Consider the following 14,761-nt stretch of genomic DNA (forward strand, 5'->3'; position numbering starts at 1 on the left):
TCTATGGCATGCTACAAAAATGCATGAAAGATGAAATAAAGTGAAGACTCCTATTTCCTATTAAACTTCAGGGATTGTTTTCGGTCAGAAACATTCTTATCTAAATCTTAAAAGAGTTAAATTATTGTTACATAGTTAGTTGAGGGTGAAAAAATGATTTTTATCATGTCCAATGAAGACAATTAATACTATTTTTCTTCTAGAGTTATTATTAAAAACCATCAGTATGGGAATTTTTAATTTTACAAGCCCGTGTTTCCCTCCCCAAATTCTTCAACCATTTCGTGAAAAAGGCGATGGATTATTTTTTAAGAAAGGGCAGTTGATTTATCAGGAAGGCAGTACCCCATTGGGAGCCTACTTTGTAGAAAAAGGGAAAGTGAAAATCAGTAAAACAGGAAGCCTTGGAAAAGAGAAAATTGTGAAGATTGCCATCCATCCCGAATTACTTAGTTTTTCTGATCTTTTCTCCCGCCGAAAGTATACAACCTCTGCCGAGACTCTCGAAGAGACTTTTCTTTTGTTCGTTTCTAAAGAGGACTTTTGGAAAGTTCTAAATAAAAATCAGGAAATATTCTCTCATTTGCTTTGTCGGCTTGCAGAAGATATAAACAGGATTGAGGAAACAGTTACCGATCTTGCTTATAAACCTGTTAGAGGTCGTCTTGCCGATGCAATTTTATCCCTGGATGACTCTTTCAACGGCACCGACGGCTCCTCCCATTCAATTTGCCTTACCCGCACCGATCTTGCAGGATATGTTGGCACGGTAAAAGAAACCGTAAACAGGCTGTTATCTGAGTTGAAAGAGGAGAAGATCATTTCCACTCTGGGTAGTCGCATAGAAATTCACGATAGGGAGAAACTCAATAAGATAAGCAAGCTCTACAATTAGGTTTAAAATCATCGAAAACCGGGCGTGGATTGAATTAACACAAGATGTTTTTCTTAAAATTATTCCTCAACTCTAACCCCAGAGAGGAATCAAATATGTACTTGATTGTTTACCCTATTTAATCCTTTTCTGCCTAAATTTGTCCCCCGAACAGGAAAGGCGTTTCTGTTATATTTTTAATTTTAAACCAAATCAGTTTTTGGATCTGGAGCCCTCATATCAATCACGATTTGACGCACTTCATTGTTGTGTCCTTATTCCTACATATAATAACCACAAGACCTTGCAGAGGGTAATTGATGAAGTGTACAATTACACCAAAAACATCATAGTGGTAAATGACGGTTCCACCGATAATACCGAACGAATCCTTGAAAATTATTCTTTTTTGCAGGTAATCAATATCCCGGTAAACAAAGGAAAAGGGAATGCGCTGAAAAGAGGTTTTAAGGAAGCTCAAAAAATGGGCTACAAGTATTCCATTTCAATGGATTCCGATGGGCAGCACTTCCCCGATGATCTGCATGTATTTCTTGATGCCCTGGAAGAACACATTACTTCCCAACCCGATCTTTTGGTTATTGGATCCCGAAAAATGGACGATCCTACGGTGCCCGATAAAAGTAGTATTGGAAACCGCTTTTCTACCTTTTGGTATTGGGTGGAAACCGGAATTAAATTGAAAGACACTCAATGTGGTTACAGGCTTTATCCTCTTGAGGCTGTAAATTCTCTTTCTTTATACACCTCCAGGTTTGAACTGGAGATAGAAGTGATCGTAAAGGCAGCATGGAGCGGAGTAAAAGTGATCAATCTTCCTGTAAAGGTACTTTATGACCCTCAGGAAAGAGTCACGCATTTCAAGCCCTGGCAGGATGTGGCAAGAATAACACTATTGAATATATACTTTGTTTTTGTTGCAGCTTTCTACATTGCACCCCGTAATCTTCTGCGGAAGTTTCGATCATCAAAAGAAAATTCTCCAAAAAAGACGGTGTCTAATGAAGTTCACCTGGAATAGTCTTCCTAATTAGCTTTTTTGACACACCAGCACCACTTTTTCTTCATTCTTAAGGGTAGTAAAGAATAAGTAAGAATCCCCTCCTTCTTTTAATTTGAGTTGCTTCCTAAGGTCCGCAACTGTTTCAGGAAAATTGCGGGTGGAGATATTGGCTTTTTTTAACTGCAGCTCCTTCTTCAGCTGTTTTTTTCTGAAAGGCAGTACCTGTAGGATCTTAAAACGTCTTCCGGGGAATTCTACAGGCTTTTCTGAAGTAAACAGCTGGGTATTGGGATGAAGTTTGTTAAGTCCAAGATCCTTTCCTAAGGCAGCAAATAGACCACTTTTCATTATAGCCGCATTGGGTTCATACAGGAATTCCTCAGGATCCTGGTAATTTTCAGGAAGATTTTGCCCAAAAGAACTTTCATAGATCTGCTCTCCTTTCTTCTGAAAATTCACCGTTTTAATTCGGATTACTTCCGAAGCACCTTTCTTCAGGATCCAAAGCAGTTCTTTCACATCATTTTCAACAGCGACAACATGGATTTCATGAACATTTTTCAGCTCGTTAAGTCCTGCCTGCAGGTCGAGCAGGGGAGAGGTCTTCACAATTATATTGTTGGACTTTTCCTGAAGTAATTCCATGTTTTCGGGAACATTGGGTAAACAGTTAGAAAGGAAAAAGACCCGCCCTCCCGCTTCGTCTCGGCGGGAAGGATCAATGTAGATCCAATCGAATTTTTTAGTCGTTTTTTTTAGAAATCCAATTCCATCCCCGGCTTCAGAAATGACATTTTTGGCATTCAGTATTTGAAAGTTGTGAGAAGCGATTTCCTGCAGTTCGGGATTTAGTTCAAAATGTCTTACCGTTTTTACCTTATGCGCAAAGTAATAGCTATCTATTCCAAACCCCCCGGTAAGATCCAGAAGCCTGTCACCTTCCACCAAAGAAGCTTTGTATTTTGCAGTAACTTCAGAAGAAGTTTGCTCTAAATTAACGTTGGGAGGATAAATGATTCCCCGGGTTTTGAACCAGTGGGGGAGTTTTTTTTCAGCTCTTTTTTTTCCTGAAAGCTGCACCAAAAGCTCCTGTGTAGAAATACCTTCAAAAGGACTGTTCTGAAATGCCATTTTTGACACTTCAGTTTTATAGTTGTTTTCTAAAAACTCCTGAACCTCGTTATTTAGAAGTTTCCGGTTCAATTAAAGGTCCCTGGTTAATCGTTTTACTATCTTATATTCGCTTAAAGATTCTTTTGCAATCACCTTGATCGCGGTATAGAAAGGCACAGCAACCACCATCCCTAAAATTCCCGAAGTTAATCCGGCAATTAGGATTATAAGGAAGATCTCCAGGGGGTGTGAACGTACACTGGCTCCAAAAATAAGCGGCTGATTGATAAAATTATCGATCAATTGGCAAATTAGATACCCGGACATAACATATATAAGCTGCGGTAGAATTATAGTTTGGAAGTCAGCTCCCAGATTGCTGGAAATGACAAAAAGTGAAACTAAAATTCCGGCAATAATTGGTCCCAGGTAAGGTACGATATTGAGAAACGCGCAGATGAAGGCTATAGCAATTGGATTGTTGATTTCAAATAGAGATAACAAAATGCTGTATAGAATAAAGAGAACCGTGATTTGCATGGTGAGCCCGACGAAATAGCGGGATAACAATACCTTGATCTTATTGAAGACCCGCTGGAACTTATCTTCATGACCCTTATTGGCAAAAACAAGAATACTGTTAAGCATGAGGCGACTGTCCTTGAGAAAAAAGAAAGAAATAAAAATTATGGAAAAAATAGCAATCACTCCCGCTCCTAAAATGCCAAAGAAATTATTAAGATATCTTGGGATGGTGGATAAGTCAAAATTTCTTGCAAATTCTGTTTGTTTAATACCTTCAATGATGTTGATCTCTTCAACACCAAGATAATTGTTGATCTGGTTATTTAATTCATTTAAATCCCGGGTAAAAGCGTCCATATCTATTTGTCCCAGGTTTTTACTCTGTTCAACTACGATAGGAATAAAAATGGTGATAAGGCCAATAAAGCTGCTTAAAACCAGCAGTAAAACTATTACCACCGCAAATTTATTCGGGATCTTTAAATGATTTTTTAGGAACAGAACGATTGGCCTGCCAACAAGCGAGATCACCCCGGCAATAGCAATGTAAACGAGTACTGACTGTATGAGATATAGAAAATAAAGAAGAAAAACCACCCCCAGTATTATGGCAATGGCGCGGAGGATTCCGTAGGAAAGTTCTTTTTCGTTCACGGGGTAAATATATTATTTCTCATCGAACTGGTTGCAGCCTTTTTGTGATTTCAAAAAGTGCTATTGCCCCAGCATGAGTAACATTCATGCTGCTGTTATCTCCAAACATTTCAATATGAAGCAGATCATCGGCCATTTCCAGGATTTCTTTTTTGACTCCCCGGCTTTCATTTCCCAGCACCAGGGCCACTTTATCCTGATTCTGAAAATGCATTTCCTGAACCGGAATACTTCCTGATGCCACTTCTAATGCCAGAATTTTATATCCTTCTAATTTCAATTCCATGCAAACAGCTTGAGAATTTTCCCGTTCCTCAAAAAGCACATTTTTTATTGTAGCCCTGGCTGTCCTTTTCAACCTGTTGCTTTTTAAGTCTACGGGGTTTTCACAGAAGATTAGCTTTTCAATTCCAAAGGCATCGGCCAGCCTAAAAAGGCTGCCCATATTCGCCGGACTTGAAATTCCATCAAGAATAAGAACAATAGGGAATTTTTTCTTTTCGAAAGTAGTGGAATCGTGTGTTGCCTGCATTAGTTGGAAAAAGCAAATTTTACAATGTTTGCTCCCATTTGAAGAGCCTTTAATCTCACTTCTTCTGGATCATTGTGCACCTGTGGATCTTCCCAGCCATCACTAAGATCGGTTTCAAAGGTAAACAGGCACAGAAGCCTTCCATTTTCAAAAATGCCAAAGGCCTGCGGGCGAAGTCCGTCGTGTTCATGGATCTTTGGCAGGCCATTGGGATAATTAAATGCTGCAGAAAAAATGGGATGGGAGGCGGGAAGTTCCTCGAGCTCTTTATCGGGAAAAACTTTTTTAAGTTCCCTCCGAATGAATTCATTCATTCCATAATTGTCATCGATATGCAAAAATCCTCCTCCCAGGAGGTAAGTACGAAGATTTAATGCGTCTTCTTCACTAAAGAACACGTTACCATGCCCGGTCATAAAGATCAACGGATACTGGAAAATGTCTGTACTGCCCGGTTCCACCGCCCCGGGTTGGGGATCAATTGAAGTGTTAATATTTTGATTGCTAAATTGTATAAGATTTGGAACCGCTGTGGGGTTGCTGTACCAATCGCCGCCACCGCCGTATTTAAGGACTGCAACCTGCTGCGCCTGTAGATTTGCGACGAAAGAAGAAAATAGGAAAAATAGCAGCAGTTTGTTCATGTCTCTAAAATAGCAAAAATGAATGTTATTCTTCTTCATTGATCAATGCAGCCGTATGGCAGGCCACCACAGCTGCGGTTTCGGTCCTTAGCCTGCTGTTTCCAAGGCTAACCGGCTTCCAGCCTGCTTCTAACGCCATTCTGATCTCTTCGGGGGAAAAATCTCCTTCGGGCCCGATTAAAATTGTTGCCGAAATGCCTTTTTTCAGACTTCCTGAAAGTAATCTTCTTGGTATGGAATCTTCACAATGAGCAATAAACCTTGCTTCAGGATGATCTTTTTCTATGAAATCCTTAAAACTGATAGGTTCATGCAACACCGGAAACCTGGTATGCAGGGACTGCTTTAGAGCACTCTGGATCACTCTTTGAAAGCGTTCAGATTTCACGACTTTACGTTCACTGTGATCACAAATAACCGGCGTGATCTCCTGGATCCCAATCTCTGTGGCCTTTTCCAGGAACCACTCATAACGATCGTTCATTTTCGTAGGGGCTACCGCAAGGTGTAAATGATATGATGCCGGTGCCTCTTTTTCAGTTTTTAAAATGCGGGCGGTACAGTTATTGGCTTCGGCCAGGGTAATTTCTGTTTCGAAGATCCAGCCTTTCCCATTGGTAAGGTGCAGGCGGTCTCCTTCACGCTTGCGAAGCACCTTCACAATATGTTTGCTCTCCTCCCTGGAAAAGCGAACTTCCTTATGATCTTCAGTTACTTCAGGATGAAAAAAGAGCTGCATGGATTACATTTTAATTCTTGCTGTGGCGGTCACTCCAAGATCGGCAAAATCTTCAGAAATAAATTTGTAATGGCCGGCAATGGCGATCATCGCTGCATTATCTGTAGTATACTCGAATTTTGGAATATAAGTTTTCCAGCCGTATTTAGCCTGTGCTTCCACGAGGGTTTTCCTGATACCACTGTTGGCCGATACTCCTCCCGCAATGGCAATTTCTTTTATGCCCGTTTGTTTCACTGCTTTTTTTAGTTTATCCATAAGGATATTAATTATGGTGTGCTGAATTGAGGCGCAGATATCATTAATGTTTTCTTCAATAAACTTAGGATCTTCCTTTATTTGTTTCTGAATAAAGTAAAGAATAGAGGTTTTTAAACCGCTGAAGCTAAAGTTCAAACCTTCCACTTTTGGTTTGGGAAAAGGAAAAGCTTTTGGATTACCCTTTTGAGCATTTTTATCTACTAAAGGACCACCGGGATAGGGAAGACCAAGGATCTTTGCACTTTTATCAAAAGCTTCTCCCACTGCATCGTCTAGCGTTTCTCCAATTACTTCCATTTTAAAATAGTCTAAAACTTTTACGATCTGGGTGTGACCCCCGCTTATTGTTAGAGCAAGAAATGGGAACTTTGGTTTTTGAAAATCTTCCTCCTCAATAAAGTGGGCGAGGATGTGAGCCTGCATATGGTTAACATCCAAAAGCGGGATATTAAGCCCTAAGGAAAGTGATTTTGCAAAAGAGGTTCCTACCAAAAGAGAACCCATTAAACCGGGACCCCGTGTAAAAGCAATTGCAGAAAGATCTTCTTTCGTTACTCCGGCCCTGGAAAGAGCTTCATGAATTACGGGTACAATGTTCTGTTGGTGAGCTCTGGAAGCCAGCTCGGGCACCACCCCCCCATACTTTTGGTGGACCTCTTGAGTCGCCACAACATTAGATAAAATTTTACCATTATGAAGTACTGCGGCAGCAGTATCATCACAGGATGATTCAATGCCGAGTATGTAAATATTTTGTACTGTCATCCCTAGTATTTAGGCCCGAAAATTGTTAATATTGTTCGCAAAGTTATAACTAAAAAAACTATCAGAAAATTCTGGAAAATACTAGGTAAAGCGCTGCTCTCTCTGCTGCTTATTTTCATCATTTTGTTGATAGTATTTTCCATTCCCTCTGTACAAACTTTTGTCGCACGAAAAATCACAGATTCCCTTAAAGAATCTAAAGATGTGGATATTAGAATAGGACGGATAGGTCTCACATATAGTGGGAAGCTTAATTTGAAGGATGTCCTGATCCTCGACCACCACCAGGACACTCTTATTTTTTCTGAAAGAATAAAAACTTCGGCTACCAGCTTAAGGAGTATCTATAATAATAATCCCACCCTGGGAGCTACTACGGCAAGGGAGCTTTCCATGCATATGAAAGTTTATGAAGGGGAGGAGCGGGATAATCTGAATATCTTTCTGAATAAACTGAAAAGTCAAAAAAAGAAGGAGCCAACTCCTTTTATGCTCAAGGTTGCCAGGCTGGAAGTAGTTGATGGAGATTTTAGCTACACAAATCAAAATTTAAATACTCCTGAAGTAATCAATTTAGATGATCTAAACATTTTGGCCAGCGATCTCCTGGTTGAAAATTCAGATGTTTATGTAGATATCGAAAGGCTTTCCGGATTCGAGAACAGGGGAATCCGGGTGGATCATTTAAGTACTAATTTCGGCTATACTTCCGAAGAAATGGTCCTGGAAAATCTCCAGATCGAAACTCCCTATTCGAAAATCGATTCGGACATTCGATTTGATATCACCAATGGCTTTGCCGGCTTTATTAATAAGGTGCCTGTTGAAATGACCTTAAGGCCCTCAACCATTTCAACAAATGACCTGGAACCTTTTTACGACAAATTCGGGAAGGACCAAAAGATCAATATTTCTACCAGTCTCGATGGAATTTTAAATGATTTTATGCTGGTCGACCTTAAAATGAACGGACTTGACCGTACCCGTCTTGAAGGAGACCTGCAAATCACAAATTCTTTGTCCTCAATGGAGGGTGAATTTTCGTTAAATGGCGAGATCACCAATCTTTCCACGAATTATTATGATCTTATTAATCTACTCCCGGGTTTGTTACGGGATAAATTGCCTAAAGAACTAAGGGAGCTGGGGAACGTTCAGCTTGAGGGAGATATATTTGTTTCAGAAAATTCTTTGTCTACAGATGCTAACCTGTTCTCACAATTGGGAACAGCCACGGTGGACCTGGAAATGAAAGGCTTTGGGGAAGGTGTGATCACCTCCTATGAAGGTCGCCTGGTGGTAAGGGATTTCAATATTGGGAGGCTGGCCAATGTGCAGGATCTTGGAACCACTTCCTTAAATGTCACTTTTGACGGGAGAGGTTTTACGACCGAGACTCTTAATACCCAGGTTCAGGGCAGTATTTCAAAGCTCGTGTTCAAAGATTACGCCTATAATAACCTCAAATTGCGTGGTATTTTAAAAGCTCCTCTTTTCAATGGAAATGTTATTTCACTGGATCCTAATCTTCGCATGGAATTTAACGGGCTCGCGGATTTTTCTGCCGATATCAACGTGTACGATTTTGAAGCCTCGGTTGCCCATGCCGACCTGGCTGCTCTAAATCTGGTTCAACGCGACAGTATCTCAAATTTTCAAGGGGATGTAATCATGAACATTGAAGGTACTAACCTTAACAATTTTGAAGGAGAAATCTATCTCCTGAATACTTCTTATAAGAATGATAATGATACCTATATGTTCAAGGATCTGGAAATAACTTCAGATTTTGATGGGCCTGTAAGAACTATAGAGGTGCATTCTCCAGATGTTATTAATGGTACCATAGAAGGAATATTTGACATTACAGAAGTTCCTGCCCTGGTCGAGAATGCGGTGGGAAGTCTTTATACCAACTATCGCCCCAATAAGATCACTACCGACCAGTATCTCAATTTTGATTTTGATATTTACAATAAGATCGTAGAAGTCTTTTATCCCGAAATTGCACTGGCGCCCAATACCTTCATCCGCGGAAGTGTGGAATCTGATGAATCTGAGTTTCGGTTAGCTTTTCGATCTCCTCAAATAGAAGCTTTCAATAACTTGTTTGAAAAGGTTAATATTCAGGTAGATAACTCGAACCCGCTTTTTAATACCTTTATTGAAATTGACAGTGTTGCGACCAGCTTTTATAACATAAAGGATTTCAATCTTATTAACGTTACGCTTAACGATACGCTCTTTATGCGATCGGAGTTTAAAGGTGGTCCAAAAAGTAATGATGAGTTTAATCTCAATTTGTACCACACCATTAATGAGAATAATAATTCAGTAGTGGGCTTACAACCTTCGGACTTAAAATTCAAGGAAAGTGTTTGGCATCTCAATGAGGAGGGAAACAGGTCCAACAGGATAATTTTTTCTAAAGGATTTAATAATGTATTAATCGACTCCCTGGTGCTTAGTCATGAAAATGAGGAAATTCGGCTTGCAGGAGTGATGCGGGATTCTACCTATAAGGATTTTCAAATGGAGTTTGATAATGTGGACCTGTACAAGATCACCCCCGAAATTTCAAGCCTGGAAATGGGAGGGATAGTAAACGGTTCTCTGAACCTTCTGCAGCAGGATGGTGCTTACTACCCTAACACCTCTCTTACTGTAAATGATCTCACTCTTAATGACCAGATGCTGGGAATACTTAATCTGGATGTAATGGGTAACCGGGATCTAAGCCTTTATAACGTCAATACTTCCCTTAGAAATGCGGGATTGGAATCACTTTCGGCTATTGGAGAAATCTATGTCGAAGGGGATTCTCCTGAAATTGCACTTGATGTAGATCTTAAAAATTTCAACATGGCGGCTTTTAGTCCTTTGGGTAAGGATGTCATTAGTAATATAAGAGGGCTGGTTTCGGGAGAAGCCGATATTTCCGGAGATTACCGAAATCCTGAAATAGAGGGAAGGCTTTTTCTTGATAATGCCGGTTTGTCTGTTCCTTATTTGGAAGTGGATTACGCTTTTGAAGAAGGGGCAGTGGTGAATTTGACTCAGCAGCAGTTTAATTTTGATGAGATTGGAATTACCGATACCAAATACAACACGAAGGGTATTCTTGATGGCACTATTTCACATACAAACTTTAGAGACTGGGTTTTAGGATTGAATGTTTCTACCGATCGGTTGTTGGTGCTGGATACCGAATATGAAGAGGAAGCCCTTTATTATGGAACCGCGTTCATTGGGGGAAATGCTTCAATTTACGGCCCCACTTCAGAACTTGTAATTGATGTGATAGCAGCCACACGTAGAGGAACGGTTTTCAAAATTCCAATAAGTGATTCTGAAAGTATTGGAGACAACTCTTTTATCCACTTTTTAAGCCCCGAGGAGAAGGCTGCACGCCTTGCAGGGGAAGAACTGGAATTCCAGGAGGTAAAAGGGCTGGAGCTTAATTTTGATCTGGATGTCACCAATGATGCTTTGGTTGAACTGGATATTGACGGAAGTATTCTTCGCGGAAGAGGAGCAGGTACTTTGCTAATTGAGATCAATACCCTGGGGAAATTTAATATGTGGGGTGACTTTATTGCAAACACAGGAGAATACATTTTCAACTATGGGGCGCTTCAAAAACGGTTTGAAGTAAGACCGGGAGGAAGCATCAACTGGAATGGGAACCCTGCACTTGCCGATCTCAATATAAGCGCTGTTTATGAAGCTCATGCCAACCCTGCGATCATCCTGGACAATCCGGGAATTAGCCGAAGAATACCGGTAGAAGTAGTGATCAACCTGGAAGGGGAACTGGTACAACCCGACTTTTCATTTGACCTGGAATATCCCAATGTTGCTTCAACGGTACGGTCTGAACTGGAATATAAAATTGAAACCAGTGGTAATAGTGAAGCCCAGGCGTTCTCCCTGTTGGCCCTGGGACAGTTTTACACGCCCGACGTATTTGGAGGCAGTGCCGGAAGTGCCATTTTAGGAGGAGTTTTCCAGAGTGCATCTTCAGGGCTGTTCAGCAGTCTGGTGGGAGACGATGGAGGTGTTTTTGAAGTGGGACTTAATTATGAACAGGGATCCCGAACTCCCGAACAATCAATGGCCGACCGATTTGGAGTCACTCTTTCCACGCAGATAAGTGAACGGGTACTTATTAACGGCCAGGTGGGAGTGCCTGTAGGAGGTGTTACCGAAACAGTTATTGTAGGTAACCTGGAGATCGAATTTTTGTTAAATGAAGAAGGAAATCTGAGAGCTAAAATCTTTAACAGGGAAAACAATATTCAATACCTTGGAGAAGAACTGGGCTTCACCCAGGGAGTTGGGCTGTCTTACCAGGTAGATTTTGATACTTTTAAAGAACTGTTGAGAAAAGTTGTTGACAAGGAAATCTCGAGCTCAGCCATAAAAGAGGAAGAGGAAGAAGGCCCGGTTGAGAAAAGGAAAAGTCTTGCACCAGATTATATACGGTTCCCCGGTGCCGACGATCAATAAAAGAACAGGGGGCTCAAAAATGCCATTTTTGAGCCCCCTGTCATATTCATTTTTTGATCTTTGTTATTTCCTTTACTTAACTGCGATCATACTTATTTCCACATTCACAAACTTTGGAAGATTCGCCACCTCCACAGTTTCCCGTGCCGGGGCTGTCGCTTCATTAAAATATTTTGAGTAAACGGCATTGATCCTGGCGAAATTATTCATGTCACTTATGAAGATCGAGCTCTTCACTACATTTTCAAAGTCCATTTCGGCTGCACCCAATATGGCTTTGAGGTTGCGCATTACCTGCTCTGTCTCCTCTTCAATATTTTTCTGTTCCAGTTCCCCGTTCACGGGATTAATAGCGATCTGTCCCGAAATATACAAAGTGTTTCCGCTTAGAACAGCCTGATTGTAAGCTCCTATTGGTGCCGGAGCATCTTTGGTTTGAATGATGGTTTTCATAATTTTTAGCTTTTATAAACTTCTGTCTCTTTCTCTCCTTTTTTCATATTTAATATCCCTCAACAAGGAAGACTTGATCCCTATAAAGAAATTCCATTGCTTATAAACTCCAAAAGGAGTCCAACTAAAGGTCATTCTCCAGCTTTCAAGATCCCGTGCAAATCGCAACTGGGTATGGGTGAAACCGGTATTTACAAAATCATAACCCGAGGAGGCACCAACAGTCCATTTTGGAGAAAATTCCACATCTCCCGAAAACATAAGGGAATGTGAGGAAATCTCATTTTGTCTTGCAGTGTTACTGTAGTTCATAGCATAAGCCAGCCTTAGGTTCCACGGTATTTCAAAATTGTACCATAAATTCTCGTTTTCTTCCTCATCGGGCATATCGGTTTCTTTTTCGTCATAAAAAGTACCGTCGATATCCATGTCTTTTCCAAAAAGATCATCGGGTCTTCCTCCATTTCTGAAGGTTTGATTTTCAAGCCTGTTGACATTCTCTTTTCCACCCGAAAAATCCTGGCTTGAGAAGGAATATCCAAAACTTACATTGGCATTAGTAAGCCTAAAGAGACTTCCGCCATTTTCAATATTTAATTTATCTATACGGCGGTTGGCGTTGTTTAAAGCATATATATCAAGGTTACTTCCAAAATTAATATCCAGTTTGTTCTGTATCACCGGGATACTTCCGCGTATGCTAATAGGGGAGAGCTTTAAGGAATCTCCTGCAAGATTGTAGGAAGTGCTAATATTAAAGTTGTTTAGCAGTTTTATCTTCCGTGGTTCGGCATCTACGGAATCTTTCACCTTAGCTTCAAAAGTGTTACTTAACGACAGGCCAATAGAACTGGAAAAGATTTTTCCCGGAGGTCCATAGAGGGAACCCTGAAATCGAGAATAATCTACAACACGTTCTTCCCGTCCATCTGTCTCGGGGATGACATATTGATCATAATAGTAATCAAATCCCGGATTGATATTATAGCTTATAGAGGGACGCATAACGTGCCGTATTGCCTGGTACTTACCATCACCGCCAAAGGTTTTCATCCCATAAATGGTAGTTCCTATACTGGTGTTGAAGTTGTAGGTACGAAAAGAATCAAAACCACTCACAGTGTCTATAACCTCCCTGCGGGCTTCCTCGTCATAAGATCTCTCAAAAGTTTTGAAAACCCACGACTCGGTATAATTTGTCCCTGCACTAACACTTAAGTAGTTGAATAATTTAAAGTTTGTAGTAAGCGGAATAGTATGCTGTGCACCAAAAACTGCATCTTTAAACATTTCAGGTGTAAAGAAAAGCGAGTCTGTAGTCCGGAATCTGTTCTCACCCCTAAAATTGTATTGGAAATTTATGTTTTCAATAATTCCTTTTTTTGAACCCACTTTTGGCTCGAAAGGATAAACTCTTGCCATACTGGCCTGCACTGTTGGCAGGGTCATATTTATTTGATTGGTATTGGTGTTCTGGCTGTGTGTGGCAGTGATGCTTAGGTTTACCTGCGGCTCAATATTGAATGTTTTGGAATAAGAAACCGAAGAAGTTAATGTATTTGTCAACCTGTTCCCGGTGTTCATTTGATTGGTAGAGGCCTGGTAATAGTCACTACTACCAAGGTTCACGGCTGCCGAGAACCTTGAAGAAGGATTTGCTTTTGAATCCTGGGAGTGGTTCCAGCGCAGGTTGTAAATAGTGCCTTCAGAAAAATCGGGAAAACCTCTTTCACTGTTTATTTGCTTTTCATATCTAAAGCTCAGGTTTCCCCTAAATCTATATCGTAGGGCATAAGAAGATTCCATTCTTAAGCCATAGCTCCCGTTAGTGTAATAATCTCCCAGCACCGTTAGATCTACATAATCATTAATGGCAAAATAATAACCTCCATTTTGCAGGAAGAATCCGCGGTTGTTGTCATCACCGAATGAGGGAATGATAAATCCCGAGGTCTGCTCATCGGTCATTGGGAAATAGCCAAACGGAAGACCTAAAGGAGTAGGAACATCGGCAATGTACATATTCACCAGGCCGGAGACTATCTTTTTATCGGGTACTAATTTGATCCTTCTGGCATAAAAATAATAATCTGGGTTTTCTTCATTAGGGGAGGTGGTAAACCTCACATTCTTCATGTAATACACTGAGTCATTTTCCCGCTTTGTGATTTGACCGAGCACTTTAAATTCTCCCTGATCTGTTCGGGAATTGAAGACGAGGGCTTTTTCAGAATCAAAATTGAATCGAATCGAGTCGGGACGCACCACATTTTGGGCCTGTGTGAAAACCGGTTTTTGAGTGTAAACTCCTGCCGTATCTACAATTCCGTAGGCATACACTTCATTGCGTTCATTGTCGAGAATGATCCTTCCTGCGGTAATGTTGATATCACCATAGGTCACTTCGGCATTATTATAAAGGTATATCCTGTTTTCCCGCGGACTCAGACGCATGTAGTCTTCTGCAGTATAGACTACTCTATCGGCCAGCATTTCCCGTTTTGGTTTTACTGTATCTTGTGGAGTAAGTGTAATTACAGGAATTGGAGCTTCTATTTTTATGGAGTCCTGGATGGGTTGTACAGGTTCACGTTCTGCAGGGATGCGGATACCTTCTTTGGTTTTAATTTCCTGTGCTGTGGATTTTGAGGCTAATGAAAGCATAAAA

General features: G+C 40.7%; 11 protein-coding genes. 3 read left to right on the forward strand and 8 right to left on the reverse strand.

Translation table 11 applies throughout. The annotated features are described in order from the left end of the window. Positions 1-226: 226 nt before the first annotated feature. Both OU683_RS07545 and OU683_RS07550 read left to right on the forward strand, forming a co-directional pair. On the forward strand, positions 227-895 hold the full coding sequence (locus tag OU683_RS07545) for a Crp/Fnr family transcriptional regulator (protein ID WP_268136850.1): 669 nt from the start codon (positions 227-229) through the stop codon (positions 893-895). 199 nt (positions 896-1,094) lie between these two features. Further along, positions 1,095-1,916 (forward strand): glycosyltransferase family 2 protein, encoded by an 822-nt coding sequence (locus tag OU683_RS07550; RefSeq protein ID WP_268136852.1) that lies wholly within the window; start codon positions 1,095-1,097, stop codon positions 1,914-1,916. A gap of 9 nt (positions 1,917-1,925) precedes the next feature. Here the strand turns inward: OU683_RS07550 and OU683_RS07555 are convergent, their stop codons facing one another. From OU683_RS07555 to tsaD, 6 genes are all read right to left on the reverse strand, one after another. Next, positions 1,926-3,029, reverse strand: coding sequence for a THUMP-like domain-containing protein (locus tag OU683_RS07555; RefSeq protein ID WP_268136854.1), 1,104 nt, complete (start codon positions 3,027-3,029; stop codon positions 1,926-1,928). 72 nt (positions 3,030-3,101) lie between these two features. Beyond that, complete coding sequence (locus tag OU683_RS07560; RefSeq protein ID WP_268136856.1) at positions 3,102-4,190, reverse strand: AI-2E family transporter; 1,089 nt, start codon at positions 4,188-4,190, stop codon at positions 3,102-3,104. Between the two features lie 19 nt (positions 4,191-4,209). Continuing rightward, positions 4,210-4,722: a TrmH family RNA methyltransferase gene (locus OU683_RS07565; RefSeq protein WP_268136858.1), complete on the reverse strand. Its 513-nt coding sequence runs from the start codon at positions 4,720-4,722 to the stop codon at positions 4,210-4,212. Continuing rightward, on the reverse strand, positions 4,722-5,366 hold the full coding sequence (locus OU683_RS07570; RefSeq protein WP_268137379.1) for a DUF4159 domain-containing protein: 645 nt from the start codon (positions 5,364-5,366) through the stop codon (positions 4,722-4,724). Before OU683_RS07570 ends, OU683_RS07565 begins: the two co-directional genes overlap by 1 nt. 25 nt (positions 5,367-5,391) lie before the next feature. Beyond that, positions 5,392-6,105, reverse strand: a complete 714-nt coding sequence (locus OU683_RS07575; RefSeq protein ID WP_268136860.1) for a 16S rRNA (uracil(1498)-N(3))-methyltransferase — start codon at positions 6,103-6,105, stop codon at positions 5,392-5,394. Positions 6,106-6,108: 3 nt separating this feature from the next. Beyond that, on the reverse strand, positions 6,109-7,131 hold the full coding sequence (gene tsaD / locus OU683_RS07580) for a tRNA (adenosine(37)-N6)-threonylcarbamoyltransferase complex transferase subunit TsaD (protein ID WP_268136862.1): 1,023 nt from the start codon (positions 7,129-7,131) through the stop codon (positions 6,109-6,111). Positions 7,132-7,254: 123 nt separating this feature from the next. Between tsaD and OU683_RS07585 the strand changes: the two genes are divergently transcribed. Next, on the forward strand, positions 7,255-11,640 hold the full coding sequence (locus tag OU683_RS07585; protein WP_268136864.1) for a translocation/assembly module TamB domain-containing protein: 4,386 nt from the start codon (positions 7,255-7,257) through the stop codon (positions 11,638-11,640). A gap of 72 nt (positions 11,641-11,712) precedes the next feature. On the opposite strand, the gene OU683_RS07590 is transcribed toward OU683_RS07585, so the two are convergent. Continuing rightward, positions 11,713-12,093, reverse strand: coding sequence for a Rid family detoxifying hydrolase (locus tag OU683_RS07590; RefSeq protein WP_268136866.1), 381 nt, complete (start codon positions 12,091-12,093; stop codon positions 11,713-11,715). A 12-nt stretch (positions 12,094-12,105) separates the two neighbouring features. Beyond that, positions 12,106-14,757, reverse strand: coding sequence for a putative LPS assembly protein LptD (locus tag OU683_RS07595; RefSeq protein ID WP_268137380.1), 2,652 nt, complete (start codon positions 14,755-14,757; stop codon positions 12,106-12,108). Positions 14,758-14,761 lie beyond the last annotated feature (4 nt).

The organism is Salinimicrobium sp. TH3 (assembly GCF_026676115.1).
GTDB lineage: Bacteria > Bacteroidota > Bacteroidia > Flavobacteriales > Flavobacteriaceae > Salinimicrobium.

What these genes read in the sequence shown, in the direction of transcription:
- tsaD (WP_268136862.1), bottom strand. Translation starts at nt 7,131, where the DNA reads ATGACAGTACAAAATATTTACATACTCGGCATTGAATCATCCTGTGAT.
- OU683_RS07575 (WP_268136860.1), bottom strand. Translation starts at nt 6,105, where the DNA reads ATGCAGCTCTTTTTTCATCCTGAAGTAACTGAAGATCATAAGGAAGTT.
- OU683_RS07590 (WP_268136866.1), bottom strand. Translation starts at nt 12,093, where the DNA reads ATGAAAACCATCATTCAAACCAAAGATGCTCCGGCACCAATAGGAGCT.
- OU683_RS07555 (WP_268136854.1), bottom strand. Translation starts at nt 3,029, where the DNA reads ATGGCATTTCAGAACAGTCCTTTTGAAGGTATTTCTACACAGGAGCTT.
- OU683_RS07565 (WP_268136858.1), bottom strand. Translation starts at nt 4,722, where the DNA reads ATGCAGGCAACACACGATTCCACTACTTTCGAAAAGAAAAAATTCCCT.
- OU683_RS07545 (WP_268136850.1), top strand. Translation starts at nt 227, where the DNA reads ATGGGAATTTTTAATTTTACAAGCCCGTGTTTCCCTCCCCAAATTCTT.
- OU683_RS07570 (WP_268137379.1), bottom strand. Translation starts at nt 5,366, where the DNA reads ATGAACAAACTGCTGCTATTTTTCCTATTTTCTTCTTTCGTCGCAAAT.
- OU683_RS07595 (WP_268137380.1), bottom strand. Translation starts at nt 14,757, where the DNA reads ATGCTTTCATTAGCCTCAAAATCCACAGCACAGGAAATTAAAACCAAA.